The following is a 25,651-nucleotide window of genomic DNA, read 5'->3' as shown; positions in this document are numbered from 1 at the left end:
GTCGCTCTCACCCCGACTCCGCCAACGAACACTGACTGTTATTAAAGATACACAAAGCCGTAGTGACATATCGTCCTTCGTGTATCGTTAGCGCGACATCTGGCCGCACAAGCACAAGACCTTACTAATAGGCTGCCGCCCCACCGTCGTTGCGTGGGTCACTCACCCCCAGCAGTGACCCATCCTCCAGTCGGCTCACGGAGTTCGCATCGCCCAACAGCCACTGGCCCGGTAGCGGGCGCATGTCGTGGCCGCGCAGGTTCAGCAGCATCAGCGTGTCAGGTGACAAGCCGAAGGGCTCGTAGATGACCCGCTCGGGCTTCCACTGGTGGTGGAAGCGCGGGCGACCGACCGCGTCGAGAAGCTTCATCTTGTGATCTACGGTGTTCACGACCACCTGGAACACCGTGGTGATGATTGTCGAGCCGCCTGGCGAGCCGGTCACCAGTACGGGCTTGTCGTCTTTTAGGAGGATCGTCGGCGTCATCGAGGAGAGCATGCGCTTGCCCGGCTGGATCTCGTTGGCCACGCGGCCGATGAGGCCGTAGGCGTTCGGCTCGTCTGCCTTCACCGAAAAGTCGTCCATCTCGTTGTTCATCAGAAACCCGGCTCCGGGGATCACATACTTGGCCCCGTAGGAGAGGTTGAGGGTGGTGGTGTAGGCCACAGCGTTACCGGCCTTGTCCATTACCGAGGCGTGCGTGGTGTCGACGGGCTCAGGTGCCACCTGGCCCGGCAAAATGTCATCGCTAAGTGAGGCGACGGACGGATCGTAGGTCTCCATGCGCATGCGGGCGTAGCCCTTGTCCGTGAGCATGGCCAGGGGTACCTCGTAGAAGTCGCTGTCGCCCAGGTGTTCGGCGCGGTCCGCGTAGGCGCGGCGCTCCGCCTCCACCATCAGGTGTACAGCGTTGGCGCTGCCGTAGCCCATCTCGCTAACGTCGTAGGCTTCCAGCATGTTGAGCATCTGGATGAGCAGCGTACCGCCAGACGAGGGCGGAGGCATGCTCATTACCTCATAGTCTCGGTAAGTGCCGAGCATCGGCTCGCGCCAGACGGACTCGTACTGGGCGAGGTCCTCGTGGCTGATGATGCCGCCGCCGCGCTCCATCTCCGCCACCAGCAGGTCTGCCGTCCGACCCGCATAGAAGCCTGCCTTGCCCTCGGCGGCGATGCGCTTGAGGGTGGCGGCAAGGTAGGGTTGGCGGAAGACGTCGCCCACCGCGTAGGGGCGACCCGTCGGGTGCGTGAACATGCGCAGGGTGGGTTCGTGACGCGCAAAGACCTCCTGGCGCCGATCGAACTGCCCCACCATGTCGTAGCCGAGGGCGAAGCCATCTTCGGCGAGGGCGATCGCGGGCGCCATCACCTGCGCGCGCGGTAGCGTGCCGTAGCGCTCGAGCACATCTAGAAGACCCGCGACTGTACCAGGCACGCCAGAGGCGAGGTGCGACTCGCGGGACAGGCCAGGGATGACTTTGCCTTCCTTGTCGAGGTACATGTCGCGGCTGGCTGCCAGGGGGGCGCGCTCGCGGTGGTCATTGGTCACTAGGGTGCCATCGGCGAGGTGGATGACCATGAAGCCGCCACCGCCTATGTTGCCGGCAGAAGGGTAGGTCACCGCCAGGGCGAAGCCCGTCGCCACCGCGGCGTCGATGGCGTTGCCACCCTGGCGCATGATAGCGACGCCGGCCTCGGAGGCCAGCGACGAGCGCGAAGACACCACGCCGTTCTCGCCGTGCACGCCATCGCTGCTAGCGCCGAGGGATACGGCCGTGGGCTCGAAGGTGTTCACCGCCTCGACTGCCTGGGCGGCAGCGATCCCGAGCAAGGCCAGGAGGACGAGCGCGGTTAGGCGGCGCAGGGCGCCGACGAGAAATGCGGGGGCGGCGTGACTCAAGCGATACTCCTTCAGGTGTTCACGGGTGCCGGGCGGGGTCGCGCCGGCCGGACACGAGCGGGAACTGGCCCGCCCGACCCCTGTCGCACGCTACTCTAGCAGGATAGTGATCCGCCGCTGATCCGCCGCCCAACGGAGCGCCATGAGCCGCCACATCGCCATCGTCGAGGACGAACCCGACATCCGCGCCAACTACTCGGCCGCCTTCACGCGCCTGGGCTACCGCGTGAGCACCTACGGCAATCGCGAGGATGCCCTGCGCGCCTTTCGCGATCGATTGCCGGAACTGGTGATCGTCGATGTGGGCCTCGGCGACGACGTGGAGGGCGGCTTCGAGCTGTGCCGCGAGCTGCGCAGCATGTCCCAGCGCCTACCGGTGATCTTCCTCACCGCCCGCGACTCGGAGCTCGACGTGATCTCCGGCCTGCGCCTGGGCGCCGACGACTACCTCACCAAGGACATCTCCATCGCCCACCTCACCACGCGCGTGGTCGCGCTCCTGCGACGGGTCGATGCACTGACCAGCCAGGAAGCAGCTGAAGATGTACTCGAGCGCGGCAAGCTGCGCCTGGACCTCGACCGGATGCACGTTAGCTGGGACGGGCAGGAGGTACCGCTCACGCTGACAGAGTTCTGGATCGTGCATGCCCTGGCCCGCTACCCCGGCCACGTGAAGAACCGCCAGCAGCTCATGGAGGCCGCCAACGTGGTCTTCGACGACAGCACGGTGACCTCCCAGGTGAAGCGCATCCGGCGAAAGTTCGTGGCCGCCGATACGGCCTTCGATGCGATCGAGACCGTGTACGGCATGGGCTACCGCTGGCTCGACGGGCGCTAGGGCGACGGGGGCATGCGCCTTCGCTGGCAACTGCTGCTGGTCAGCCTACTGACCCTGGCTCTGCCTTGGGCCGGCTGGCGCTACACAGTGGCCGTCGAGCGCGCTCAGCGAGCGGATCGCCAGACCGGGCTAGTGGAGAACGCGGCCCTAGTCGAACGCATCCTGTCGGCGCGCCTCGAACGCCTACCGGATCCTCTGTTGGAGACCCAGGGCCGCAACCCGGCGCGCGAACTTAGCGCGCGCCAGCTGACGCGAACCGTATTGATCGATGGCTTCGTCGATGAATGGGCGCCGGTCGCAAGCGGCGCCACGGGTACGAAGCGCACGCGCTGGCAAGCCGGTCTCGACGATCGCTTCATCTACCTCTACGTGGAGGCCGATGACAACAGCCCGCGCTACCGCTCTGCCCCTGGCGCCGGCGATGCGGATCATGACGCCCTAGTCCTCATCTTCGACGCGCCGAACGGCGAACGCACCTTCGCACGCATCGACACTCCCTCGCCCGGGCCGGTTAGCGCTCGGCACCTGCGCGACGACGACGTGCTGCCGCGGATCCGTGGGTTCTGGCGCGCCGCCCCTGGCGGGCACGCGATCGAAGTGCGCTTGCCGCTGGATATGGTCGGCGACCGCTTTGGTTTCGCCATTCTCGACGCGAATGATGATGGCCAATACACGCGACTGAGCGGAAGCCTTGAGGGCGACCTCGCCGAGATGCCTCGTCCGGCGACCGTCAGCAGCTGGCGTTCGGTCCAGCCAGGACTGTTGATCCGCCCTGCAGCACGCATCAATGAACTCCTTAGCCAACTACGTCGCCCTGGCCAGCGTCTCAGTGTGGTAGACAGCGCAGGATGGAGAGTGGCGAGCTCCGGTCGACTAAGCGACGTGGCGCTCCCCGATCGCTACGCCGCCGACGGCATCACCGAGGCGAGGAGCGTCCCCTTCACGGAAGCACTGCTTCGCTTCCTCCTGCGTCGTGAAGACGAAGCGATGCCCGTGGTGCGCACAGATTTGCCAAGACCCTCCCTCGTCAGCCTAGACGGTGCCCTAGGCGGCACGCCCGGCGGCATGCGTTATCGCGTGGCCGGTGACGTTGATGGCCCGGTCGTCCTCTCTGCTGCCCACCCGATGCGCGGGCGCGAGAACGAAGTGCTCGGGGCGGTGCTCATCGAGCAATCCACGGACAGGTTTCTCACCCTCAACACACCCGCGTTCTCAGGATTGATGCAAACCACCGTGCTAGCGAGCCTCATCGCTGCCTTGGGCTTGCTCGCCTACGCCACCGTGCTGTCCCTGCGCATCGCTCGCCTGCGCAACGCCGCTGAGCGGGCGGCGGACGGGGTGCTCCGACCGGGCGCCGCCTTGAGTACACACATGCCCCTGACCCGCTCCGGTGATGAACTCGGCGATCTGGCCCGGAGCTTTCAGGTGCTGCTCGAACGTCTGCGGGAGCAGACCGACTACCTGAAAACCCTGGCCCAGAAGCTCTCCCACGAGCTGCGCACGCCCCTGACCATCGTGCAATCGTCGCTGGAGAATCTCGACGGCGAGCACTCGGTGGAGACCCAAGAGTATCTGACCCGCGCCGCCGCAGGCACGCGGCGGTTGGGGGCCATCCTCAAAGCGATGAGCGAGGCGACGCGCCTAGAGCAAAGTCTGGAGACGGTTGAGTTCGAGCGCTTCGACCTGCGGACGCTTGTGATGGGCATGCACGCGGGGTATGGGACAGCCTACCCCGATGCCACTTTCGGGCTGCGTCTACCCGTGCATACCGCGACGAGCCCCCTAAACGGCGCGCCAGAGTTGATCGCCCAGCTGCTCGATAAGCTCGTGGACAACGCCGTCAGCTTTTCTCCCCAAGCCAAGCTGATCGAACTGGCGCTGGAAGAGACTGCGGATACGTATCGATTGATCGTGCGCAACGAAGGCCCACCGCTGCCAAGAGACATGCAGGCCCGCCTGTTCGACAGCATGGTGTCGGTGCGAGAGGGGGGATCTCGACGCATCGACGACGAGCGCGACGACGGCTCGCCCCACTTGGGGCTGGGCCTCTACGTGGTGAGGCTGGTCGCGCAGCTGCACGGCGGGCGAGTGGACGCCTCGAACGTGGATCAGCCCCTGGGCGCAGTTTTCCGCGTCAGCTTGCCAAAGGCAGCGCCGGGGTAGCCCCTTAGCGGCGCGACGCTGCCCCTCCACCCGACCGGGTAGCGCTCGGTCAGATTCAGCCCGCGTGTTGCGAACTCCGGAGTGAGTCCACATCGGGAGAGCACCATGCTCCGCGCCAACACCCTACTCACCAGCGTCTGCATCCCCCTGGCTGCTTCCTTGATCGCCAGCCAAGCGACAGCTCAGATCACGCCTCTGGATCGCCTATCCTTCGTCTCTGTTGACGAAGCCGGCCTTGGCAGCCCTCCAGGCGGTCCCGACTACTACGAGGAAAGCACCTCGCTGAACGGCACCTTCGACGCCACCCTCGAGGGCAACCCCGTCCATGAGCAATCCAACGGCGCTACCAACGTGGGCAACTGGACCGTCGATCAGTACAGCACCATCGACGAGGGACGTATCCACGCCACCGTCAGTCAAGTCACGACGGTCTCCACCGACTACGGCTCACCGGGCATCTTCAGCCGCAGCCGCTTCCTCCTCGCCTTTACCGTCGACAGCGCGATTAGCGCCGAGCTAACGGGTTCTTTCACAGGGAACACCAACTCCGGCGCCCTGGACTACGTGCAAGTGCTCCTCAAGCGCAACGGTGCTGCCCGCTTCAACACAGGATTCGGCGATACTCTCCCGTACGTCACGACCCTCGAACCGGGCTACACCTACGAGCTCGAAGTGGCCGTATCGGGAGAGGCGGAATTCAACGCCACCGTGTCATCCGCAGCATCGGCGACCCTAACGCTCGACCCCTATGCTCTGGACAGCGATAGTGATGGCCTCGTGAATGCACTGGACAACTGCACGCTGGTCGCCAATCCAGCGCAGATCGACGCCGATGGCGACGGGTACGGCAACAGCTGCGACCCGGACTTCGACGACTCGTGCGAGGTGGATGTGGCTGATGTCATGGCGCTGCGCGCAGGGGTCCCAGGCACAGACCCGGAACTGGACCTGAATGAAGACGGCCTGGTGAACTTAGGCGACTTCCGCGTACTGCGTCCTCTCCTATTCCAACCACCAGGCCCCAGCGGACTTACGGATCACTGCGATTAGTCGGAAACACCATATGCGCACAGGCATCAGCATCCGCCGGAATTCTCGTGAGAGCCATGCGGGCGCTGACCGCCAGGACGAGAGCGTCAGCAACATCGTCTGGGGCCACATCAGCCCGCCGCGTGGAGCGCAGTATCGCCTCTCGAACGATGTGAGCGGTCGCCAGGTGTTGCGTCAAGACGGCGTAGCGCTCCGCCTGGCCGGCATCGGTCTTCTTGCTCTGGGCCATGGCGACACCATCGGCCGCGAGCGCGGCGAAACACAGCTCTGGGTGCGCCTCCACGATGCGCTGGCGGCGTGACGGATCATCAGCGAGCAAGCGATCCAACTCGCGGATCTTCGGCGTGAGGTACCAGGCCTGTTTGCTGATCGCCACACCGAGGCGCTCGCGATTTCGCTCGCAGGCGCTTTCGTAGTTCGGCGCGTAGACGGCGGCTCGGCTAGGGACAGCAAAGACGGAGGAGGCACGACCACGGCCGAGGCGCTGGCGCGCCTCGCGCTCTACGGCGCGCGGCGCATCATCGGCCAAGCCGATAGGCATGTCGACGAGTATTCGACCTTCAGGCCAGCGAACTAGCACCTCCTCAAAGCCGGCAAACACGCCCCAGCTCGCCACGCCATCATCGCAAAGGCTGACCGCGAGCCAGCCGCAACGGCAACCATCTACGCCAATCGCGACGCCGATCGCCGGCTCGAGCGTCGGCAGGGTCACGATGGCGCGGGCGTCGCCGCGGTCGCCATCCACGGGCGCCGGCTCACCTGCCAAAGTCGATAGTTGAGCAGCACCGCGCACACCGTGAGCCCCACGACCAGTCCAATCCACACCGTACGTGGGCCCAGCTCGAGTACGATACCGAGCAGGTACGCGAGGGGAAAACCCACCACCCAGTACGAGAAGAGATTCATGAGGAACGGGATCCGCGTGTCCTTATAGCCGCGCAGAGCACCCGCTGCACCCACCTGAAGACCATCGGAAATCTGAAACAGGGCCGCCATGCCGAGCAGGCTAATCGCCACCGTGCGCACCTGTTCCGCCTCACCGGGGCGCAGGTAAAAGCCAACGATCTGCTCACCGAAGATCAGCATCACGACGGCAGATAGCACCATAAAGGCGCCGCACAGGCTCACCCCTAGCCACGCGCGAAAGCGCGCATCATCGGCTTGGCCCGCCCCGAGTGCATGCCCCACGCGTACGGTCACGGCGTTGTGCACCGATAGGGGCAGCATGAACATCATCGCCGCGTAATTGATCGCGATCTGATGCGCCCCAACCACGTGGGCTCCCAGCGTCCCCATCATCAGACCAACGCAGGTGAACAGGCTCGCCTCGGCGAGCACCGAGCCCCCGATCGGCAGCCCCAGGCCCACGATCTCGCGTAGGCGATCCAGGCGCGGCCACTCGAAGCGAGAGAAGAGATTCAGGCGCGCGTAGACCCGTCGCCGCACCAGCACGTAGACGAAAAGCACGACCAGCATGCTCCAATGCGCAAACGCCGAGGCCAGTCCACAGCCCACCGCACCGAGCGCCGGCAAACCGAAGTGCCCGAACATGAGCACGTAGTTCCCTAGCAGATTGATCGCAAAACCTATCACTGCCGTTAGCAGGATAGGTGCCGTATGACCGATGCCCTCGCTCGTGTAGCGCAAGGTGAGAAAGGCGAACAGGGCGGGCAAGCCCCAGGCGATAGCACCGATGTAACCCGCCGTTTCCGGCAGAACCGCCTCGTCGATACCGATCCAACGGAGAAACTCATCACTCCACTGGAGCGTCAACAGGAGCACGACGGCTAGCGCCAGCGCCAACCATAAGGCCTGGCGAAACAGGCGCCCCACGCGGCCCCGCTCGCCAGCCCCGACGCGATGCGCCGTGAGCGGGTTGACCGCCATCAGCAGGCCGAGGCCAAGGAGGTACGGCATCATGTAGAGCGCGTGGCCCACCGCCACGGCGGCGAGCGTGGTTGCGCCCAGGCGGCCGGACATCACCGTGTCGAAGAACCCCATACCGGTGGTCGCCAGGTTGTTGACGATGATCGGCGCCGCCAGGTGCAGCATGGCGCTCAATTCGCGGGTCAGACGACGGGAAGAAGATGGTGTCGGGGCGCTCATAGCGGACTCGCTGATCAGCTGATCGCGCCAGCAGTCGGCGCGACCCGGCGACGCTCACCGGGCCGGCGAGCCTAGCAGGGACGTGCGCTGCTTGCACCGCTGCCGGGGGCTCGCGATCATGGGCGCGATGCGGGCATGGGGCCCCTAGGTGCCGAACACTCGATGCAGCAACTGAACGATTTCATGGCCGCGATCAACGCGGTGCTGTGGCATGAGATCGTGCTGTTCGCCCTGCTCGGCACCGGCGTGTTGTTCACCCTGTGGAGCCGCTTCTCCCAATTTCGCGCCCTCTCCCACGGCACCGAGCTCCTGCGCGGACGCTACGACGCCAGCGACGCGCCCGGGGCGGTCAGCCACTTCCAGGCAATGACGGCCGCCCTGTCGGGCACGGTGGGCCTTGGCAACATCGGCGGCGTCGCGCTCGCAATTTCGCTCGGCGGCCCGGGGGCCGTGTTTTGGATGTGGCTCGTGGGTCTTGTCGGCATGGCCACCAAGCTCACGGAAGTGACCCTGGCGATGCTCTACCGCAACGTCGACGACCCCCGCAATCCCCACGGAGGCCCCATGTGGGTGGCCCGCAAGGGCTTCGCCGCCAAGCGCGCCGACCTCGCCGGCTTCGGCAAGGCCGTGGGCGTGCTCCTGTGCATCACCCTGCTAATCGCCACCACCACCGGTGGCAACATGTTCCAGGCTTGGAGCGTGGGTGACCTCACGGAAAGCTACTTCGGAGTGCCCAGCGTGATCACGGGCATCGTGCTCGCGCTCATCGTGGGTTCGGTGATCATCGGCGGCATCAGCCGCATCGGCGCCGTCACCTCCAAGCTGGTACCGGCGATGGTGGCTCTCTACCTGCTCGCAGGCAGCTTCGTGCTCCTCAGCAACGCAGGGGCTATCCCCCAGATGCTGATCCTCATCGTGACGTCAGCGTTTTCGCCCGCCGACGCGCAGGGCGCATTCATCGGCGGTAGCGTCGCCAGCGCGTTCCTCTTCGGCATGAAGCGCGCGCAATTCTCAAACGAGGCGGGCCAGGGCACGTCGCCCATCGTGCACGCAGCGGCGAGGACCCACGAACCCGTTCGCGAGGGGGTGGTCGCGGGCCTCGAGCCCTTCGTCGATACGGTGGTGGTGTGCACCTTTACCGCGCTGATCATCCTCAGCACAGGCGTGTGGAACCGGCCGCCGGGTGCCTACTTTGAGACGGCACCAACAGTGTTGCCCGTCTCCGCGTCCATGTGGACCGTGGAGACGATGGCGGCTCCGGCCCGTGTGGACGGGCGTGCCTGGAGTACGGCGGACGACGTCTTCCTCATCTATCAGGCGGACGCAAATCCAGCTTCTGGCAACGCGCTGCACCGACTGTACGGACACGTCGAGTTCGGGGCGTCCGGAGAGGCGACGCTAGTCTGGGGGGAGTTCACGAGCGGGGTCGTGCCACAGGTTCAGAACGCCGGAATCTACCTCGACTACACGGGCGCTACCCTAACGGCGCAGGCCTTCGACAGCGTGGCCCCGGGCCTTGGCCAGTGGTTGGTGACCTTCGCCGCCTGGCTGTTCGCCATCTCCACCATGGTGTCTTGGAGTTACTACGGCGAGCAGGGCATCGTGTACCTCGCCGGCCAACGAGCAGTCCTGCCCTACAAGGTCGCCTACTGTGCACTGATCGTCGTGGCCACCTTGGGCTTCATCCGCACCAGCACCGAGCTCGACAACCTCACCGGCATCGGCATGGGAGTCATGCTGGTAGCCAACCTGCCGATCATGTGGCTGTTCGGCCACCAGGCTATTGCTGCTTACCGCAACTACATTCGCCGCCTCGATTCGGGTGAGTTTGAAAAACAGCAATAATTGTCGCTGAGACAACTGCTTAGGATCCAACGAGGGGTCGCCTGGGACGAATCCGAAACGCTTGCCGCGAGCGAAACCTCGAGGTGAGTCACGCGTCACGCGCGAGCTAGCGTGCGTTGCGGTATCGTTCTGTTCAGTCCCTCGCGAGGTCATCCCCGCTTCATGCCCCGATTCGCCGGCCAACGCCAGTTCGACCACGGCAGTTCTGACCGCCTCGGTATCCTATTGAGCAATCTTGGCACGCCCGATGCGCCCACGCCGAAAGCACTTCGCCGCTATTTGAAGGAGTTCCTGTCAGATCCACGCGTGATCGAGCTCCCGCGCCCGATCTGGTGGCTGGTCCTGAACCTGATCATCCTGCGCACGCGTCCGGCCAGGTCAGCCGAGGCCTACGCCTCCGTGTGGACTGACGAGGGCTCGCCGCTGCTCGCCATCTGCAAGCGCCAGCGCGACGCGCTGCAAGTGATGATGGACGAGCGCTTCGAGAATCCACCACTCGTCGCCTTGGGCATGCGCTACGGCAATCCGTCGATCGAATCGGCCATGAAGCAGATGCTCGCTGGTGGCGTACGGCGCCTGCTGGTGCTGCCCCTCTACCCGCAGTACGGCTCGGCCATTACCGCCTCCACCTTCGACGAGGTGACCCGCGTACTGAACGGCCAGCGCTGGGTGCCTCAGTTTCGCTTCGTCAACAGCTACCACGACGACGCGGCCTACATTGAGGCCGTCGCCACGAGCCTGCGAGAGCACTGGCAAGCGAACGGTCGTGGAGATGTGCTGGTCTTCTCCTTCCACGGCATCCCGCGACAGAGCATGCTCGCTGGCGATCCCTACTATTGCCACTGCCTGAAGACCGCTCGCTTGGTAGCAGATCGGCTGCAACTCGCCGAGGGCAGCTTCCGCGTGACCTTCCAGTCCCGCCTCGGCCCCGCCGAGTGGCTGCAGCCCTACACGGCCGCCACCATGGAGGAGTTGGGCAAGGCCGGCACTAAGCGGGTGGACGTGGTCTGCCCGGGCTTCTCTGCCGACTGTGTGGAAACACTGGAGGAGATCCAGCTGGAGAATCGTGACATCTTCCAGGAAGCGGGCGGCGGAGAGTTCTCCTACGTGCCTGCACTTAACGATCGCGATGACCACATCGAGGCGTTGTATGATCTGGTCGTGCGCCACGCCAGTGGGTGGCCGGAAGTCACGCCCAGCCAAACGCCTTACAAGGACGAGAACACGGTTAAACGTGCGCTCGCCATGGGTGCTGCGCGCTAGGCGGGACCGACTGACCGACGGGGCGCGCATCGCCGCTTGCTGTCGGAGCCTGAGATGATCGGTCGCTTCCTCGAGTTCAGCGTACACGCACGGGATGTGCTCGCCGCCGTGCGCCACTACGAGCGCCTAGGCTTTCGCCAGCTGAGCGTGGGCGAGACCTGGTCACACCCCTACGCCGTCGTGTCGGACGGTCGTGCTGTCATCGGCCTGCACGCCTACGAATTCGATTCACCTGCGGTCACCTTCGTGCTCCAGTCGTTGCGCACGAAACTGCCGCGCCTGGCGGATCAAGGGATCGAATTCGCCTTCGCCAAGACCGGCGACGACCAGTTCAACGAGGCCGGATTTGTGACCCCCGCCGGGCAGATGATCACGCTCCTCGAGGCACGCACCTACTCGCCCGCTCCCTTCGACACGCTCGATGTGTCCCACCTCGGGCGCTTCGTGGAACTGATGGTCCCGTGTGCCGATGTGACGCGCGAGCTTCGCTACTGGGAAGCGATAGGCCTGCGCTCCTCGGGGCTTCGGGAAAGCCCCTACGAACACGCACATCTGGCCGCCGAAGACGTGACCATCGGCCTGCACGATGCCTCCGTGCTGCCTCGTCGCGCCCTGCGCTTCGCTTGCGCTGAGCCGGGGCGTATCGCGATGCTGCTTGACGACGTGGACATCCCATGGAAAACCCTGTCCACGCCTCCCGCTGGCGCGGAGATGGCCTTCAGCTTCACCGGTCCGGACTCGCTTTCGATCGTGGTGCACGAGGCCGCCTAGGCCCTCGAACACACCGCAAGCGCGCGGCCTACACTCGTCCCATGACCTGCGCACCACCATCTTCTGATGCTGACATCACTGCCTTGCGTGAGGCCGTCACCGCGCTGCGCGCGCAGCCAGCGACGCTAGCAGACATGCGGGCATTCGCCGCACTCGCGCGGGTCAGCCAGGCCCGCCTCGATCAGCTCTGCCGCGAGCACTACCACCTGAGCGCCCGGACGCTAGTGGATCGAGCTCGCGTAGAGTCGGCGCGCGCGTCCCTGGCAGCCGGCGTCAGTACAAGCGCCGCGGGCAGTGACGCGGGCTTCTCGAGCGAACGGAACTACACGCAGCAGTTTCTCCATGCCCACGGACTCACGCCGTCCGCGTATCGTGAACTGGCCAATGGCCGCATACAGCGCCGACCAATGCGCGCACTCATCCTGCGCCTACCGGCGGGTTTCGCGACGGTGCCCATACGCCATTTGATGGGCCGCGATCCCAGTGCGGCAAGTGAACGCGTGCTGCAGGCCGACGGCCACGCGCTCAGCCTGGAGCGTGGCTTCCAAAGCGCCGACACGAGGGAAGCGGGAGTGTTGCACCTTAGCGTGAGTGGACGCGAGGCCCACCTGTGCATCACCTCCCGCTCGGGCACCCCCTGTTCCCCGGCGCTGTGCCTGACGGCCCACGCCATCACGCGACGGCTCCTGGGCTTCGAGTCTCACCTACCCACCCTGCGCGCGCGAGCACGCGATCCTCAATGCGCCTGGTTCGCGCCACTGCTCGCGCACCAGCCAGGGCTCCGCGTGCCGCTGATGGGCAGTGAGTACGAAGCGCTGATCTGGGCCATCCTCGGCCAGCAGGTCAACCTCACCTTTGCCGCACAGCTGCGTGCCGAATTGATTCGTTTGGCACAACCAGGACTCGCCAGCAGCGACAACAAGCTGCTTCCTCACCCAACGCCGGCGCAGGTGGCGCAACTCGATCCGAAGACGCTTCAGGGGCGACGCTTCTCGCGCAGCAAGGCCCGCTGGGTAGTGGACCTCTCGGGCGCTATCGTGCAGGGTCAGCTGCGCCTTCGTGCGCTCGGCAGTGCACCTGCATGCGAAGCTTACGATGGGCTACTCGCTCAAAAGGGGATAGGCGACTGGACCGCACAGTACGTGATGCTGCGAGGCATGGGCCTGAACGATTGTGTGCCCGCCGCCGACGCGGGACTCATGCGCAACCTCCATGGGATACTGGGCACGCAGGAACGCCCGACGGCGCACGACGTGGCTCGTTGCCTAGCTCCGCTTGCTCCCGCTCGCAGCGTGGCGTGCCAGCACCTGTGGACGTGGCAAGCGTGAGGCCTGGCGCAACTTAACCGCCGGCGGTAGGAGGAGGGGCGGTCGAAAAATGAGCACAGAACCCATGGTGCCTGATCGCGCATCCGGCGCACCCACGGCGCCATACCCGGCCACGGCGCGTGCCGCCACCATGGAGTCCCCCGTGGGCGAGTTGGCGCTTGTCATCGATGCCTCGGGGTCGCTATTGCGTATCGCCTTCGAAGGCCGCGAGGATCCGTCCTCGACGATGGCATCAGCAGACCCGTCCTTCGCGCCGCTGCGCCGAGTGATCACACAGCTACGCGAGTACTTCGCCGGGGAGCGCAGAGAATTCGACGGGATAGCCCTGGCCCCAGCCGGCACCGCGTTCCAGCAGCGCGTGTGGGCGCTGCTGCAGCGGATCCCCTACGGCGAGACGTGGAGCTACGCCCAGATGGCAGATGCCTTGAGCCCAAAGGCCCACGCACGCCCCGTGGGCGGCGCCAACGGGCGCAATCCGATCCCGATCATCATTCCCTGCCATCGGGTGATCGGGGCAGACCGCCAGCTTACGGGTTTTGGGGGCGGGCTCTTACGCAAGCGCTGGTTGCTCGCGCACGAGGGGGCGGAGTTCATCGACCACGAACCGAGGGACCGGCAGCTGCCCATCTTCTAGGCACTGCGCAGCTACGACCTCACGCGGCGTCTGACCGATTGGTCAGACGCCGCCGAGCAAACGTTGGGTTGCCTTGAAGATCAACCCAATCGAGCGCGGAGTCGGCGACCCGAGTCCGACTGGCGAGCGCATGAACCGTGCGATTCCCGTTCGCGTATCGCACGCATTGTGCGAAGCCGAGCGACGCGACTCCCGAAGCCGCAAACCGATAGTATCAACTAGGTGAACCGACCGATTCCTGCATGGTCATGGCCAGTCCGCAGGTATCTATCCCTCGTTGCCTGACCGCCGGTGCAAGAGCGGGACTGCGATCGATATCGCATGATGCGACGATGACTTATGACCAACGCCAAACTAGCGTTGGGGGCGACCCGCGCACACTGTGGGTGGTAAATTCGAGAGTCTTGAAGCCGCATACTCTCACCGCTGACGGCGACGGCTTCGCCGATTTAACCGCACACGGAAGCGCAGCCCAATGCTCGACAGAATCACCGCCGCCCTAGCTTTCGCCGCCCTGATGCTCTTCGTCGTTCCTCTTGCCCGGGCGCAGTCGGAGGTAAGCGTCGATGCAGGCCGCGGGCTCGTCACCCTGCACTTGCCGCCCGCCTTCGATGGCAGCACGCCACTGCCGCTGATCCTCAATCTGCACGGCTACAGCGGTGACGCGGTGGGTCAACAAGCCTATTTTGGCCTGCTTCCACAGACCGACGCGCAGGGCGTGATGGTGGCGATTCCCGACGGCATGGAAGATCTGGCAGGCCTGCGCTACTGGAACGCCACCGACGCTTGCTGCGACTTCTTCGGCGTCGCCCCGGACGACTCCTCGTACCTGCGCGCCCTGATCGAGGTGATCGCCGAGGCGTACCCTACGGATGACCGTCGAGTCTACGTGGTGGGGCATTCGAACGGCGGCTTCATGAGCCACCGGATGGCGTGCGATCACGCGGATCGGGTGGCTGCAGTGTTCAGCTTCGCCGGGGCGCAGTGGGAGGACGTGGAGCGATGCCTGCCGAGCGAACCGGTGAGCGTCGTTCAGTTCCACGGCACCGCCGACTTCACGATTCCCTACGGCGGTGGGTGCATTCCGGGCCTCGCCTGCCACCCCTCCGCCCGCACCACCGCCGACACCTGGGCTTCCATCAACGGCTGCGACGCGCAAATCGGCGTGCGCTTGCCACTACTCGATATCGTGGAGCGTCGGCCGGGGCTGGATACGTTGCGACAGGTGTTCGAGGGCTGCACTGACTCTGCCGTCGAGCTCTGGTCGAGCCCGCGCACGGGTCACGTGCCTAGCTTCGAACCAGCCTTCGCTCAGAGTGTCGTCGAGTTTCTGCTGGCACATCCCAAGCCTTTACGATAGGCGAGTCTCACGCCGAATCGCTGGCCTTCGCCGCAGGTAAGCTCACCCCCAGCAGCTGATCCAGCGGCTGGGGACGGTGCACGCCGAAGCCCTGTGCGTAGTCGCTGCCAAGGCCTTGCACCATGGCAAGCACCTCGTCATCTTCAACGAACTCGGCCACCGCCTGCATATTGAGGGTGTGCGCGATATCGATGATGGACTTGACGAAAATCCGGTCCGTGGGATCGGTGGTGATGTCGCGCACGAACTGGCCATCGATCTTCACGCAGTCGACCTGTAGGCGCTTGAGATAGCCGAAGGAGGACAAGCCGCTGCCGAAGTCATCAAGGGCGAAGCTAGAGCCCATGCACCGCAGAGCTTCGATCAATGCCGTTGCACCGTCGATCTGGCGAATGACCGCCGTCTCCGTGATCTCGAAGTTCAGGCTACCCGACGGCAGCTCAGCCTCCTGCATTTGTGCTAGGAGCGCCCGTGAGAAGGCCTCCTCGCCAACGCTCGCGCCGGACAGGTTCACCCAGAGCTCGCAACCTCCCTCGGCGTCTAGTTCGGTCGCCGAGAGCATATCGATCACTTGGTTCACCACCCACTGATCGAGCCTCGATTGCAGCCCGTAGCGCTCCGCCGCCGGCAGGAAGGCGCCAGGCGGAATCAGTCGTCCCGTGGAGCGATCGATCATGCGCAGAAGCACTTCGATGCGCTCGGCACCGATGTCGTTCAAGGGTACGATACGCTGACCGTAAAGCACGAAGCTATCGGTATCGATCGCCTGGTTGAGGCGCTGCACCCAGCGCATCTCGCCGCGCCGCGCGTGTACTGCATCTTCGTTACCTGAGACCAGATGAATGCGATTTCGGCCTGCGTCTTTCGCCGCGTAGCACGCCGCGTCAGCGATCTGCTGCAGCTCGTCGATATCGTGCGTCGAACCGCCCAGTGGCACCAGCCCGACGCTTGCCCCAATGCGGAAGACATCTGACTCCCATAGAAACTCGAGATCCTGGATGGCCACCCGGATTTTCTCCGCGCGATCGAGCGCCACGTCCTCGGGGCAATCGACCAGAATCAAGGCGAATTCATCGCCGCCGAGGCGGGCCACGACATCCTCCTTGCGCACGCTGTCGGTGATGCGCTGCCCCACCATGCGCAGTAGTTCATCTCCTGCCGCGTGGCCGCACGTATCGTTCACCACCTTGAACTGATCGAGATCGAGAAAGACCAGGTAGGCGCGCTGCTCGGGTACCGTACAGTTGACCTCCGCAAGGCGCTCCTTGAAGGCGCGACGGTTGAGCAACCCCGTCAGCTCGTCGTAGCTAGCCTGGAACTCGAGCTGGCGAGTCATCGCCCGACTTTGCGTGACGTCCTGGGCCAGCACCACCACATACTGAATGACATCCTGTCCATTGCGCACCGGGGAAAGGAGAAAGTCGATGCGATGCAGGTCACCGGCGTGGGAGAGGCAATCTACCTCCATGCTGTCGAATCGACGCTCGCCGTCATTCAGCAGCGCATCGAAGCGTCGGATGAAGGCCGTGCGATCAGCCTCGACCACCACGCTAATCAGCGGTTCGACATCCTGCTCTGTGGCGTCCGGCCAGAATAAGGTCTTCATCTTAGGGTTCGCCTCGTAGGCGATGCCTTTCGTATCCACCAGCGCCATGCCGATCGGGGAGTTGCGATAGGCCTGGCGGAAGCGGGCTTCGATATCGGCGCGAGCCGCATCTGCGCGCTGGCGCTCCTCGATCTCTTGACTAAGGTGTCCGTTCGCTGCCTCGAGCGCGTGCCGCCCAGCATCGATCGAGGCGGTGCGCTGAGCGACCAGCAGGCGCAGGCGCTCGTTGGCACTCTGGATCGAGCGCAGGCGCAGCTGCACCGCCGCCCAGGCGATTCCCGCCGTAAGGATAGTCATCACGACAGCGAACCAATAGGTTCGCCAGAACGGCGTCGGCACGGTGAACGACCAACTCACAGGATCGCTCCACGCACTGCCGGGCGAGCGAGCGCGCACGGAAAATCGATACTCACCGGGCGCGAGACTCGAGTAGCCAATCGAGGTGGTGCGCGTGGGTTCGCTCCAGAGCTCATCTTGGCCATCGAGGTAGTAGCTGTACTCGATGCCCTCCGGGCGGCGCATCGAGATGGCGCTAAAGTCCACCAAAATGCTACCTCTGCTGGCTTTCGCGGTCCCATCGTCGCCGTGCAGTTCGCCGTCGAGGAGTCGGCGCAAAATCAAGGGCCGCGGCGAGATCGCGCGCCCTGGGGGCTTGCGCACATCCATCGCCGTCACCCCGGAGGTGGTGCCGATCCAGAGCGTGTGATCCCCATCGAAGTAGGTAGCATGTGCCTTTGCTTCGAGCGAGACGAAGCCGTCGAGGGCCGTGTAGTGATCCAACGCGCCCGTGTTTGGATCGAAGCGGTAGGCGCCACGACTGGTCGCGAGCACTACCGTGCCATCGGCAAGCGGGTGTAACGCGTACACCGTGTAGTCGCCTAGGGCCGCGTCGATCTTGAAGCGCTCCAGCCGGCCGTCCGTCCAACGGAACACGCCGCCCTCTACCGCCGCCACCCATACCGTGCGTGGCTCAGCGTGGGGATCGACCACCACTTGGGTAAAGAATTCGCGAGCGAAGTCCTCAGAAGTGACGATCAGCTCGGGCTCGTTATTGGCCTGTCGACTGTCGAGGCGATACAAACCCTGTTGATTGGCCGTGAACCACACTTCGCCGGCCTGGGAGCTGTCAATGCCGTAGACCGCAGCGCCTGCGCCAAGGGGGTAGCGCCGCAAGCTTCCCTCGCTCGGATCGTGGGCGATCAGAGCACCACGAAAGGACCCGATCCACACGCGACCCTGGGGATCGATGTCGAGGCCCGTACTTACCACAGAGTCCCCGGTGATGACCGGCGTCGCCGTTAGCGAGGGCAAGTCTATATGGTAGAACTCCTCTCCCACATGACCGGCCCAAAGCGATTGCCCGTCCGCCGACATGGCCACACCGCGAACCTCTGCGCGCTCGATTCCCAGGGTCTTCGAGATGTTCTCGATGCGCCCTTGCCGATCGACATGAATGAGACCGTCGTTGGTACCGAACCACACATCACCTTGCGTGCCGGGCTGGATAGCGAACACCTCAGGCCGCGCTCCCTCGAGTTCCAGCCCGTAGTGCCGAAAGCGATCACCTAGGTATCTCGCTAGGCCGTGCCGAGTCGGGATCCAAAGCACTTCTTCGTGATCGAACAACATGGTGCCATCGGCACCTTCCAAGGCGAAACTGTCAGCGGGATCCTGTGCATCCAGCCAAGTACGCTCATCGATGAGCACCCACCCGAGATCGCCGTGCTGATCGAAGCCGAACTCCGTCACTCGACCTGGATAGTGAGTCTCGTGCCACTGCACCTGCCCGTCGCGGAGGTGTCCGATGCGGCCATCCTCGTTTCCGACCAGCACCTCCCCAGGGCGATCGCTGCGCAGGCCGCTAGCCGTCTCGAGGAGCATCTCGAACCCGTCATTTGTATCGAGCCTGAGGCGATAGAGCCCATCGCGAGCAAGGGCGATGATCGTGTTGTCCACCTGGGCCAGGCGCAGCACCGAGGAGGGTGCGCTAGGCAGAGGGACAGGTTGGGCGCCAGGTTCACGCAGATCCAGGCTGGCGAGACCACCGGGATCCAAACCGTAGTACAGGATATCGCCGATCCGCAGGAGAGCTCGCACGACCCCTTGTCGTCCCTGAAGCGGCTCGACCGTACGAACGACTTGGCCATCTCGCAGAAGTGTGAGGCCGCCACCCACATCGCCGACCCAAAGATGCTTGCCCTCGTCCACTAGCAGAGACTGCACCTGATTCAGACGCATCCCTTGGCGCGTGGTGAGCGACTCGAGGCGCTGCCCGTCGAAGCGGTTCAGGCCACCGAAGGTGGTAATCCAGAGGTAGCCGTCCTGGTCCTGCGCCACCTCGAGCACCGTGCGTTGATTCAACCCATCCGCCACCGTGTAGACCCGGAAGGGTGGATCGGGCGCCAAGGCGAGATCCATGCTCCGCGCGGGCAGCCCCATGAGCAGGCAGAGCAAAGACATAAGTAGGGAGGCGTTAAGCGAGCGCAAGGGACTTGTCCGGACCGGCCTGTCATCCTAGTCGGCCGCTTTCCCCGGAACTGGAGCACAGCGGGCGCAGGGGGCCCCTGCGTGTGAACCGTGCCCGACTCAGGCCTCGAGGCAGTCCCGCAGGAGTCGCTGCGCGTGGGCCAGATAGCCGCCGCCGAAGAGGTTTAGGTGATTGAGTACGTGGTAGGCCTGGTAGAGGGCTTGGCGCGTCAGTGCGCCCTCACCGAGCGGCAAGACCTCTTCGTAGCTATCGAAGCAGCGTCGATCAAAACCGCCGAAGAGCGCCATCATCGCGAGGTCGCACTCGCGGTCGCCGTAGTGGACGGCCGGATCGAACAGCACGGGCCGACCCTGCTTATCCGCCGCGCAGTTGCCTGCCCACAAATCCCCGTGGAGCAGAGAAGGCGCAGGCTTATGGCCGGCGAAGAAGGCATCCAGACGGGTCAACAGTCGTTCACCGTCTACGTACAGTCGACCGCGATAGCCGTTGTCGTAGGCCAGGCGCAGCTGCGGCCCCAAGCGACAGTCCGCGAAGAACTCCGTCCAATCCCGATACCAGCTGTTGCGCTGCACGGTGGCGCCAAGGTAGTTCGGCTCGTGCCATCCGAAGCGATCACACTGCTTACGATGCAGCGCAACCAACGAATTACCTAGCTGGCGAGCACCGGACTTTTGCAGCTTGCCGAAGTCGATCCACTCCATCACTAGGTAGGCCGCCTCGCCCGCAACACCGCAACGCAAGGGGGTTGGCACTCGCACCACATCCGCATCGTGCAGGGCACGCAAACCCTGCGTTTCTGCGCGCAGTACCGGCAGTTGCTTTGCATCGTTGCGCTTCACGAAGTACCAACCCTGCTCCCCGCGCACGCGGAAGGTGCCGTGAATGCAGCCGCCTGACACGGGCGTGACATCTTCTGGAAAGAGAGCAGGCCCGCCGTCCTCACGCACCGTATCGGCGATGGCGTACCAGTCCGCTGGGCCGTCCGCGGTCACTGGGCGAAACAGCGGCAAGGTCGCCGGCGTGGACGCCGCCGCCGGCCGCCGCGCGGTCGGGATCTCATCGGTGATCGCGCAGGCTATGCTGGAGGCCTGTTTGCGCAGCACTTCCCCCACGCCGAGCGCGTCGTAGAACGCGCCGAGCCCTTCTAGATCAGGATGGCGGCGACGCAGGAGACTAGCGTCAGCTTCCACATCGGCATCCTCAGCGATCGTCGCCAGTTCGCGGGCGAGAAACGCCTGTTCCCTGTGCTCCGTTAAGAGACGTTGGACCCGCGCGGCGCCGCGCAGCTGAAGCCCGGCGATGCGATCTAGATCCGCGTAGATCTCCCCCAAATCGGCGAAGGCGCCAAGAAGGGAAATCGCGGTCTTGCGGCCGATGCCCGGAACGCCGGGAATGTTGTCCACCGCATCCCCCATTAGGGCCAGCAGATCGGCGATCTGCTCGGGACGCACTCCGTACTCGGCGGCAATGTCTCGATACCCGAGCCGTCGCTCACGCGCTGGGTCGAGCATCACATCGCCCTCACGAAGGAGCTGAGCCAGATCCTTATCCGCCGACACCACGGCCACGGGAGTCTGCTGCAACCGCGACCACGCGGCGAGCGTGCCGATGATGTCATCCGCCTCGTAGCGCGCGGACGCGAACTCCGCCACTCCCAGCAAGCGACACAGCTCACGGCACAGGGCGAACTGGTACTCGAGTTCAGGCGGTGGAAGCGGCCTATTCGCCTTGTAAGGTGGGTAAATCTCATTGCGAAAGGAGGTAGTGAGGGAGGTGTCGAAGGCCACACCGATACTCCCTGGCGCTTCCGTCGCCAGGAGCTCTCCGAGAAAGCGAGCGAAGCCGTAGAGGGCGTTGATCGGACGACCAGCAGGGTCGGTCATGGAATCGGGCAGGGAAAACCATGCACGGAACACGTAGATGCTGGCATCGACCAGATAGAGCATGAGCGCGGATCATCCTTGAGCTTGCGTTACCTGCCCATGATAGCGCGCAACACTCACATCCCGGGCCTCGCGGCAATGCCCTCACCGCTTATCGAATGCCGCTCATCTGGCCGTTTTGGGATTCCACGGTAAATACAACGAACCATTCCACGGTGCGAAGGGAACCTACGTCCCGAGAACAGCATGAGGGCAAGCGAGCCCTCCGCTCCTCTCAGTTGTTGTGTTGATCCTCCCTAGGTGCCCCTGCAGCGAACAGCAGTGGGGGCACCGACCCTCACAGAAAAACCAGGAGTCCCCCATGCGCAAGCACCCAATTCTCGCTATTGCCCTCGCGGCTGCCTTGTCTGCCAACGCTGGCTTTGCCGCTAACCTGCAGGGCCTAGGCGATGGCTGTGACGGCCGCCCCGACGTGCTCATCGGTCAGGACGATGACAACGTGAACAACCCGATCATCCAGATCGTGGAAGCACCGCCCAACCAGAGTCTCGACAACGCGGATATGCTCGATGGCCGCGGTGGCTGCGACGTGCTGATAGGTCTATCGGGCGATGATGTAATCGAAGGCGGGCCCGGCAACGATATCACCATCGGTGGCGTCGAGCAGTTCGACCCGGAAGGCTTCGGTAACCGCGACATCATCCGCGGCGGCCTGGGCAACGACACCAACATTTGGGCACCCGGCGATGGCAGCGATCTGTTCGTCGGCGGCGACGGCAAGCAGGACGCCCAAGTGTTTGGCGTGATCGATATCGACGAGTTCAACGTGCCCGTCCTAAGCCCCACGTTCGGTCAGTTCGTGCGCACCGGCATTCCCACCGCCGACGTCACCGGCTCTCCCGGTTTCTGCGTCCTTGAAGACGTCCGCAACACGGGCCTTGGCTTCGACTTCCTCGTGCGTTTTTTCGTGCGCTCGACAGATTCGCTGGCCGTGACCATTCGGCTCGTGGACGTGGAGCAGGTGTTCTGCACAAGCGAAGGCGGCGGCGCCGTGATTTACGCTGACCTGACCGCCGATGTACCGCAATTCATCGAAGTGTCGCTGCAGGAAGTCGAGGACCTGAACCGCACCGTGTCGCGCATCATCCGCTAGGCACGAATCCGGCAACGGCTTGCCAAATGGCGCAGGCCATTGGCTAGCTACTGCAAAGAAGAAGGGGGCCCGTAGCCCCCTTTTTCATATGCGATTTCGGTACCTTGGGCGTCGAGATGCCCTCGCAGGCGGGCGTGGAGCGGACTCGTGCGCGGGAAGTGTGCCAGAAGATACTTCATCTGGTCCGCGAGCACGCGCCGCCCCTTGAGGTAGATGTATTCCGCGTAGGTGGGCGTGAAGGGCACCGCGAGCAGCTGCAGGTTCGCCTGCTCCGGCGTTCGCCCGGCCTTGTGGTTGTTACAGCGCCGACAGGCCGTCACAACGTTTGTCCATCGGTCTTCCCCGCCCTGGCTAATGGGCTTCACATGGTCACGCGAAAGCTCGGACGCGAGGAAGCGATTACCGCAGTACAAGCAAACGTGGGCGTCGCGCTTGAAAAGGGTCTGGTTGTTGAGCGGCGGCGTGTACTCGTCCCGAATTCGGGGGCCTCGATAGCGCTCGCCATAGGTGGCGATGATCGAGTTCACCTCCACCATACTGCGTTCGCCGGAAGCGGCGTTGATACCACCGTGCAGGCAGTAGAGGAGGCTGCCGCAAGCGTAGGCGACCTGGCCAGTGTGATACAGGCGGACCGCGTCCCGGTAGTCGATCCACTCGAGTGGCATCCCGGAAACGTCGGTTCTCAACACCTGTTGGCCTAAGGAGATCACGACAGCAACACACATCATGTTCAGGGTCAGCCGGGTTATAGCGGCATCTCTGGGTGGAATGCAACCAGACCGCTATCACCTTCATGAGGACTTCACAAAGGGCCCACTGGAAAAAAGACAGGCGTGGTACGTGCTTAGTTCCCGTTGCGCTTGCGGCGCGGCCGACGTTCCTTCGCGTTTCCGCGACGCTGACCGCGACGCTCAGCTGCCTCTCCGCGACGTGCGCCATTCGCTGCAGCACCACCACCACGCCGATCGCGCACGGCCTGGCGCCGCTCCTCCGGGGACATGGTGCGGAAACGTTCACGCAGGGCCTGCCGGCGCTCGGGCGGCAGCTGACGGTAACGATCGTAGCTCTGGCGGACGCGCTGGCGATCTTCCGGGCTCAGGTTTCGAAAGCGCCGATACTGAGCGCGCACGCGCTCTTGCTGCTGGGGATTGAGCTCGCGCCAGCGTTGGAAGCGTTGCTGAGCAGCGTTTCGCTCGCCGCCGTCCATGTCGAGGAATCGCTGAGAACCGCGCGTGAGATTGTCGCGGCGCTCAGGAGGCAGATCGGCCCAACGATCACGATAGCTGCCGAGCAACTCCTGCTGCTGCGAACTCAGTTCGTCCCACGCAGGTGCACCCGCACCGGTGGTGCTCGGCACATCCTGAGCCCAGGTCTGACTCTCGGCACCTAGCAATAGGCAGAGGCCCGCAGCGAGACCGATCAGGCTCGCGCGCTGGCGCAATCGCGCCGGCGAGGTGCCGATGCTGCTGGCCTGCGATCTAAGAGCGCCCGTTCTCATCCCACGTGTCCTCGTTGCCGTCCGCCGGGCTCCGCGCATTACGCTCGTGCGGTGCCGGTAGTCTGATTTCACTTAAGCCCTCATCCGGGTGAAAGGCCTGCCATTCCTCGTCGGATTCTTCCCAGCTTCCCAAGTATTCGAGAAATGCAAGAAACTGCGCGTCGGACGCTTCCTCCGCCTCGTTCTCGGCAGGCCTGCTCGCGGCCCTCGCAGCCTCAGCCTCGCTGGAAGTGTCCTGTGCGTTGGCCGAACCCATCAGCACCACACACACGATTGCCAGCGTTAGACGTTGGCGCACCCGCGCAGACGAGTTGTCGACAGCGCCCTGCGCCATTAGCTAGCCCACCGGTTGGGTTGCCAACCATTCGAAGAACTCGAGGTCCTCCAGCATTTCGATATCCCCGGCGAGCACGATGTCGAGCTCATCGACCGTCCCGCCAGTGTCCGCGATGGCCGGTCCCGCCGGTTGGAAAGGATCGCTCGTCGACTGCAGCGCCCCCGGACCTAACACCATCAAGGGCGTCGCGACCAGCAGCGTTACCAGCGCCGTCGCCGCCATGCCCGACCCCAAGGCCGTTGTGGGCATGAGCTTGTGCGCCCAGGTCAGTAGCGGCTGTTGCTGTCGCCGGGCACGGGCGGCCATGGCGGCGGCACGCGCCTGCGTGAGGCGCGAGCGCGTATGCCCGTCGAGCCCCTCAGTCTGCTCGGTTAGCGACTGCCTAATCGCGTTCACTAGCGCGCTGTCGCGTTGCTCGACGGGCGACATTGGCTGGCGGCTATCTGGGGTCTTGGTGCTCATCGGTAGTGCGTTTCCAGGCGGGCCCGGAGGGCTCGGACCGCCCGTGAGTAGTGTGTCTTAACGCTCCCCTCGGAGCATCCCATGGCCTTGGCCGTGGCGGCCACATCGAGGCCTTCCCAAGCCCGCAGCAGAAAGGTCTGCTGCTGGCGACGGGGTAGGGCAGCGACCGCTTCTTCGATCGCGCCTTGCGCATCATCGAGCTCGAGCAGCCGGTCCGGCAGGACATCCGGTGCCAGGTCCGGGGCGGCCTCCACGGGGTCGAGGGGAGGCCCTTCCCGCTCGGGGTTCGCCTGCGGTGCCCAAGCCATCACCTTTTGCCGCACACCCTGACGACGCTGATGATCGCGGATGCGGTTTTGCAGGATGCGGAAAAACAGCGCTGGCCATTGCGCTTGCGGCTTGTCTGCATAGCGCGTTGCCAAGCGAATCATGGCGTCCTGGGTGATGTCGAGGGCTTCATCCGCATCGCCGATGGCAAAGCGCGCCATGCGGTAGGCGCGCTTCTCGACCTCAGCGAGAAAGGCGTCGAGCTTTGCGTCGCTCTTCAGGGTCGACTCCGTGCGCGCCGCTAGGGACGGGAACGCGGGTGATAACACAGCCTGCTCGCCGATCGCCATCGTCTTATCCGTTTACCTGCCTGTCGTGAATCGCTGCCACGGGGCCTTCGCTACCGTGACCTTCTGACGACAACAACGAAGCAGACCGGTGGCGGTTGACAGGAATAACGCCATGGTGGAACCTACGCACCCGCGTCGGTGTCCACCGGCCGCATCAGTTGTGCACAACCGCACGGCGCCTCTCGAGCACTTATCCCCAAGCCGTCCTGGTAGTCTCCCGTGGAGTCTACAAGTGGTTGATTTTTTTCGGAGGCTGGGGCGCGATTAATCTTTAACCAAACTGACGTAAGTGCCCACGATCACGGCATTCTGGGGCTGTCGACCCCGGGATGCTCACAGAGATATCCAC

Annotated in this window: 20 protein-coding genes; 10 read left to right on the top strand and 10 right to left on the bottom strand. The window is 64.4% G+C overall.

Annotated elements, in window-relative coordinates; translation table 11 throughout:
* Positions 1-124 precede the first annotated feature (124 nt).
* Positions 125-1,900, bottom strand: a complete 1,776-nt coding sequence (gene ggt, locus AAGA68_03925) for a gamma-glutamyltransferase (protein ID MEM9384184.1) — start codon at positions 1,898-1,900, stop codon at positions 125-127.
* A gap of 142 nt (positions 1,901-2,042) precedes the next feature.
* Between ggt and pdsR the strand changes: the two genes are divergently transcribed.
* The 3 genes from pdsR (at position 2,043) to AAGA68_03910 (ending at position 5,951) form a co-directional block, all read left to right on the top strand.
* A complete protein-coding gene (pdsR, locus tag AAGA68_03920) occupies positions 2,043-2,738 on the top strand; it encodes a proteobacterial dedicated sortase system response regulator (GenBank protein ID MEM9384183.1) in 696 nt (231 codons plus the stop codon).
* 12 nt (positions 2,739-2,750) lie between these two features.
* The gene (locus AAGA68_03915; GenBank protein MEM9384182.1) at positions 2,751-4,901 is read left to right on the top strand and encodes an ATP-binding protein; all 2,151 of its coding nucleotides are present in this window, start codon (positions 2,751-2,753) and stop codon (positions 4,899-4,901) included.
* 105 nt (positions 4,902-5,006) lie between these two features.
* Positions 5,007-5,951: a hypothetical protein gene (locus tag AAGA68_03910; GenBank protein MEM9384181.1), complete on the top strand. Its 945-nt coding sequence runs from the start codon at positions 5,007-5,009 to the stop codon at positions 5,949-5,951.
* On the opposite strand, the gene AAGA68_03905 is transcribed toward AAGA68_03910, so the two are convergent.
* Both AAGA68_03905 and AAGA68_03900 read right to left on the bottom strand, forming a co-directional pair.
* Positions 5,932-6,696: a DUF429 domain-containing protein gene (locus AAGA68_03905; protein ID MEM9384180.1), complete on the bottom strand. Its 765-nt coding sequence runs from the start codon at positions 6,694-6,696 to the stop codon at positions 5,932-5,934. The genes AAGA68_03910 and AAGA68_03905 overlap by 20 nt on opposite strands.
* A complete protein-coding gene (locus AAGA68_03900) occupies positions 6,660-8,057 on the bottom strand; it encodes an MATE family efflux transporter (GenBank protein MEM9384179.1) in 1,398 nt (465 codons plus the stop codon). The genes AAGA68_03905 and AAGA68_03900 overlap by 37 nt, the downstream gene beginning before the upstream one ends.
* Positions 8,058-8,219: 162 nt before the next feature.
* Between AAGA68_03900 and AAGA68_03895 the strand changes: the two genes are divergently transcribed.
* The 6 genes from AAGA68_03895 to AAGA68_03870 all read left to right on the top strand — a co-directional run bounded on the left by AAGA68_03895 (position 8,220) and on the right by AAGA68_03870 (position 15,258).
* Entirely contained in the window at positions 8,220-9,902 is a 1,683-nt protein-coding gene (locus AAGA68_03895; protein MEM9384178.1) for an amino acid carrier protein, read from the top strand.
* A gap of 162 nt (positions 9,903-10,064) precedes the next feature.
* Positions 10,065-11,165 (top strand): ferrochelatase, encoded by a 1,101-nt coding sequence (gene hemH / locus AAGA68_03890; GenBank protein ID MEM9384177.1) that lies wholly within the window; start codon positions 10,065-10,067, stop codon positions 11,163-11,165.
* Between the two features lie 54 nt (positions 11,166-11,219).
* Positions 11,220-11,936 (top strand): hypothetical protein, encoded by a 717-nt coding sequence (locus AAGA68_03885; GenBank protein ID MEM9384176.1) that lies wholly within the window; start codon positions 11,220-11,222, stop codon positions 11,934-11,936.
* A 41-nt stretch (positions 11,937-11,977) separates the two neighbouring features.
* Positions 11,978-13,264: a helix-turn-helix domain-containing protein gene (locus AAGA68_03880; GenBank protein ID MEM9384175.1), complete on the top strand. Its 1,287-nt coding sequence runs from the start codon at positions 11,978-11,980 to the stop codon at positions 13,262-13,264.
* 49 nt (positions 13,265-13,313) lie between these two features.
* The gene (locus tag AAGA68_03875; protein ID MEM9384174.1) at positions 13,314-13,898 is read left to right on the top strand and encodes a methylated-DNA--[protein]-cysteine S-methyltransferase; all 585 of its coding nucleotides are present in this window, start codon (positions 13,314-13,316) and stop codon (positions 13,896-13,898) included.
* 475 nt (positions 13,899-14,373) lie between these two features.
* Entirely contained in the window at positions 14,374-15,258 is an 885-nt protein-coding gene (locus AAGA68_03870) for an alpha/beta fold hydrolase (GenBank protein ID MEM9384173.1), read from the top strand.
* Positions 15,259-15,265: 7 nt separating this feature from the next.
* Here the strand turns inward: AAGA68_03870 and AAGA68_03865 are convergent, their stop codons facing one another.
* Positions 15,266-19,351 (bottom strand): EAL domain-containing protein, encoded by a 4,086-nt coding sequence (locus AAGA68_03865; protein MEM9384172.1) that lies wholly within the window; start codon positions 19,349-19,351, stop codon positions 15,266-15,268.
* Positions 19,352-19,450: 99 nt separating this feature from the next.
* Positions 19,451-21,298 carry a fructosamine kinase family protein gene (locus AAGA68_03860; protein ID MEM9384171.1) on the bottom strand — a complete coding sequence of 616 codons (1,848 nt, stop codon included), beginning with the start codon at positions 21,296-21,298 and terminating at the stop codon, positions 19,451-19,453.
* Positions 21,299-21,596: 298 nt separating this feature from the next.
* On the opposite strand from AAGA68_03860, the gene AAGA68_03855 reads away from it, so the two are divergent.
* A complete protein-coding gene (locus AAGA68_03855) occupies positions 21,597-22,388 on the top strand; it encodes a hypothetical protein (protein MEM9384170.1) in 792 nt (263 codons plus the stop codon).
* Between the two features lie 47 nt (positions 22,389-22,435).
* Here AAGA68_03855 and AAGA68_03850 read toward each other — a convergent pair whose 3' ends face one another.
* The 5 genes from AAGA68_03850 to AAGA68_03830 all read right to left on the bottom strand — a co-directional run bounded on the left by AAGA68_03850 (position 22,436) and on the right by AAGA68_03830 (position 25,302).
* Positions 22,436-23,113 (bottom strand): HNH endonuclease, encoded by a 678-nt coding sequence (locus AAGA68_03850; GenBank protein ID MEM9384169.1) that lies wholly within the window; start codon positions 23,111-23,113, stop codon positions 22,436-22,438.
* A gap of 119 nt (positions 23,114-23,232) precedes the next feature.
* Positions 23,233-23,886, bottom strand: coding sequence for a DUF3106 domain-containing protein (locus AAGA68_03845; protein ID MEM9384168.1), 654 nt, complete (start codon positions 23,884-23,886; stop codon positions 23,233-23,235).
* A complete protein-coding gene (locus tag AAGA68_03840; GenBank protein ID MEM9384167.1) occupies positions 23,867-24,220 on the bottom strand; it encodes a hypothetical protein in 354 nt (117 codons plus the stop codon). Before AAGA68_03840 ends, AAGA68_03845 begins: the two co-directional genes overlap by 20 nt.
* Before the next feature lie 3 nt (positions 24,221-24,223).
* Positions 24,224-24,685 carry a DUF3619 family protein gene (locus AAGA68_03835; GenBank protein MEM9384166.1) on the bottom strand — a complete coding sequence of 154 codons (462 nt, stop codon included), beginning with the start codon at positions 24,683-24,685 and terminating at the stop codon, positions 24,224-24,226.
* Positions 24,682-25,302, bottom strand: a complete 621-nt coding sequence (locus AAGA68_03830) for an RNA polymerase sigma factor (GenBank protein ID MEM9384165.1) — start codon at positions 25,300-25,302, stop codon at positions 24,682-24,684. The genes AAGA68_03835 and AAGA68_03830 overlap by 4 nt, the downstream gene beginning before the upstream one ends.
* Between the last annotated feature and the right edge of the window lie 349 nt (positions 25,303-25,651).

The sequence above is a fragment of the Pseudomonadota bacterium genome (assembly GCA_039193195.1).
Classification (GTDB): domain Bacteria; phylum Pseudomonadota; class Gammaproteobacteria; order Steroidobacterales; family JBCBZW01; genus JBCBZW01.
The sequence above is the reverse complement of the archived record's forward strand: the minus strand, read 5'-3'. Positions and strand labels throughout refer to the sequence as shown.

Excerpts from the sequence above, each read along its gene's own strand:
- pdsR (MEM9384183.1), top strand. The coding sequence starts at position 2,043 with ATGAGCCGCCACATCGCCATCGTCGAGGACGAACCCGACATCCGCGCC.
- AAGA68_03915 (MEM9384182.1), top strand. The coding sequence starts at position 2,751 with ATGCGCCTTCGCTGGCAACTGCTGCTGGTCAGCCTACTGACCCTGGCT.
- AAGA68_03910 (MEM9384181.1), top strand. The coding sequence starts at position 5,007 with ATGCTCCGCGCCAACACCCTACTCACCAGCGTCTGCATCCCCCTGGCT.
- AAGA68_03900 (MEM9384179.1), bottom strand. The coding sequence starts at position 8,057 with ATGAGCGCCCCGACACCATCTTCTTCCCGTCGTCTGACCCGCGAATTG.
- AAGA68_03895 (MEM9384178.1), top strand. The coding sequence starts at position 8,220 with ATGCAGCAACTGAACGATTTCATGGCCGCGATCAACGCGGTGCTGTGG.
- hemH (MEM9384177.1), top strand. The coding sequence starts at position 10,065 with ATGCCCCGATTCGCCGGCCAACGCCAGTTCGACCACGGCAGTTCTGAC.
- AAGA68_03885 (MEM9384176.1), top strand. The coding sequence starts at position 11,220 with ATGATCGGTCGCTTCCTCGAGTTCAGCGTACACGCACGGGATGTGCTC.
- AAGA68_03880 (MEM9384175.1), top strand. The coding sequence starts at position 11,978 with ATGACCTGCGCACCACCATCTTCTGATGCTGACATCACTGCCTTGCGT.
- AAGA68_03875 (MEM9384174.1), top strand. The coding sequence starts at position 13,314 with ATGAGCACAGAACCCATGGTGCCTGATCGCGCATCCGGCGCACCCACG.
- AAGA68_03870 (MEM9384173.1), top strand. The coding sequence starts at position 14,374 with ATGCTCGACAGAATCACCGCCGCCCTAGCTTTCGCCGCCCTGATGCTC.
- AAGA68_03860 (MEM9384171.1), bottom strand. The coding sequence starts at position 21,298 with ATGCTCTATCTGGTCGATGCCAGCATCTACGTGTTCCGTGCATGGTTT.
- AAGA68_03855 (MEM9384170.1), top strand. The coding sequence starts at position 21,597 with ATGCGCAAGCACCCAATTCTCGCTATTGCCCTCGCGGCTGCCTTGTCT.
- AAGA68_03850 (MEM9384169.1), bottom strand. The coding sequence starts at position 23,113 with ATGTGTGTTGCTGTCGTGATCTCCTTAGGCCAACAGGTGTTGAGAACC.
- AAGA68_03845 (MEM9384168.1), bottom strand. The coding sequence starts at position 23,886 with ATGAGAACGGGCGCTCTTAGATCGCAGGCCAGCAGCATCGGCACCTCG.
- AAGA68_03840 (MEM9384167.1), bottom strand. The coding sequence starts at position 24,220 with ATGGCGCAGGGCGCTGTCGACAACTCGTCTGCGCGGGTGCGCCAACGT.
- AAGA68_03835 (MEM9384166.1), bottom strand. The coding sequence starts at position 24,685 with ATGAGCACCAAGACCCCAGATAGCCGCCAGCCAATGTCGCCCGTCGAG.
- AAGA68_03830 (MEM9384165.1), bottom strand. The coding sequence starts at position 25,302 with ATGGCGATCGGCGAGCAGGCTGTGTTATCACCCGCGTTCCCGTCCCTA.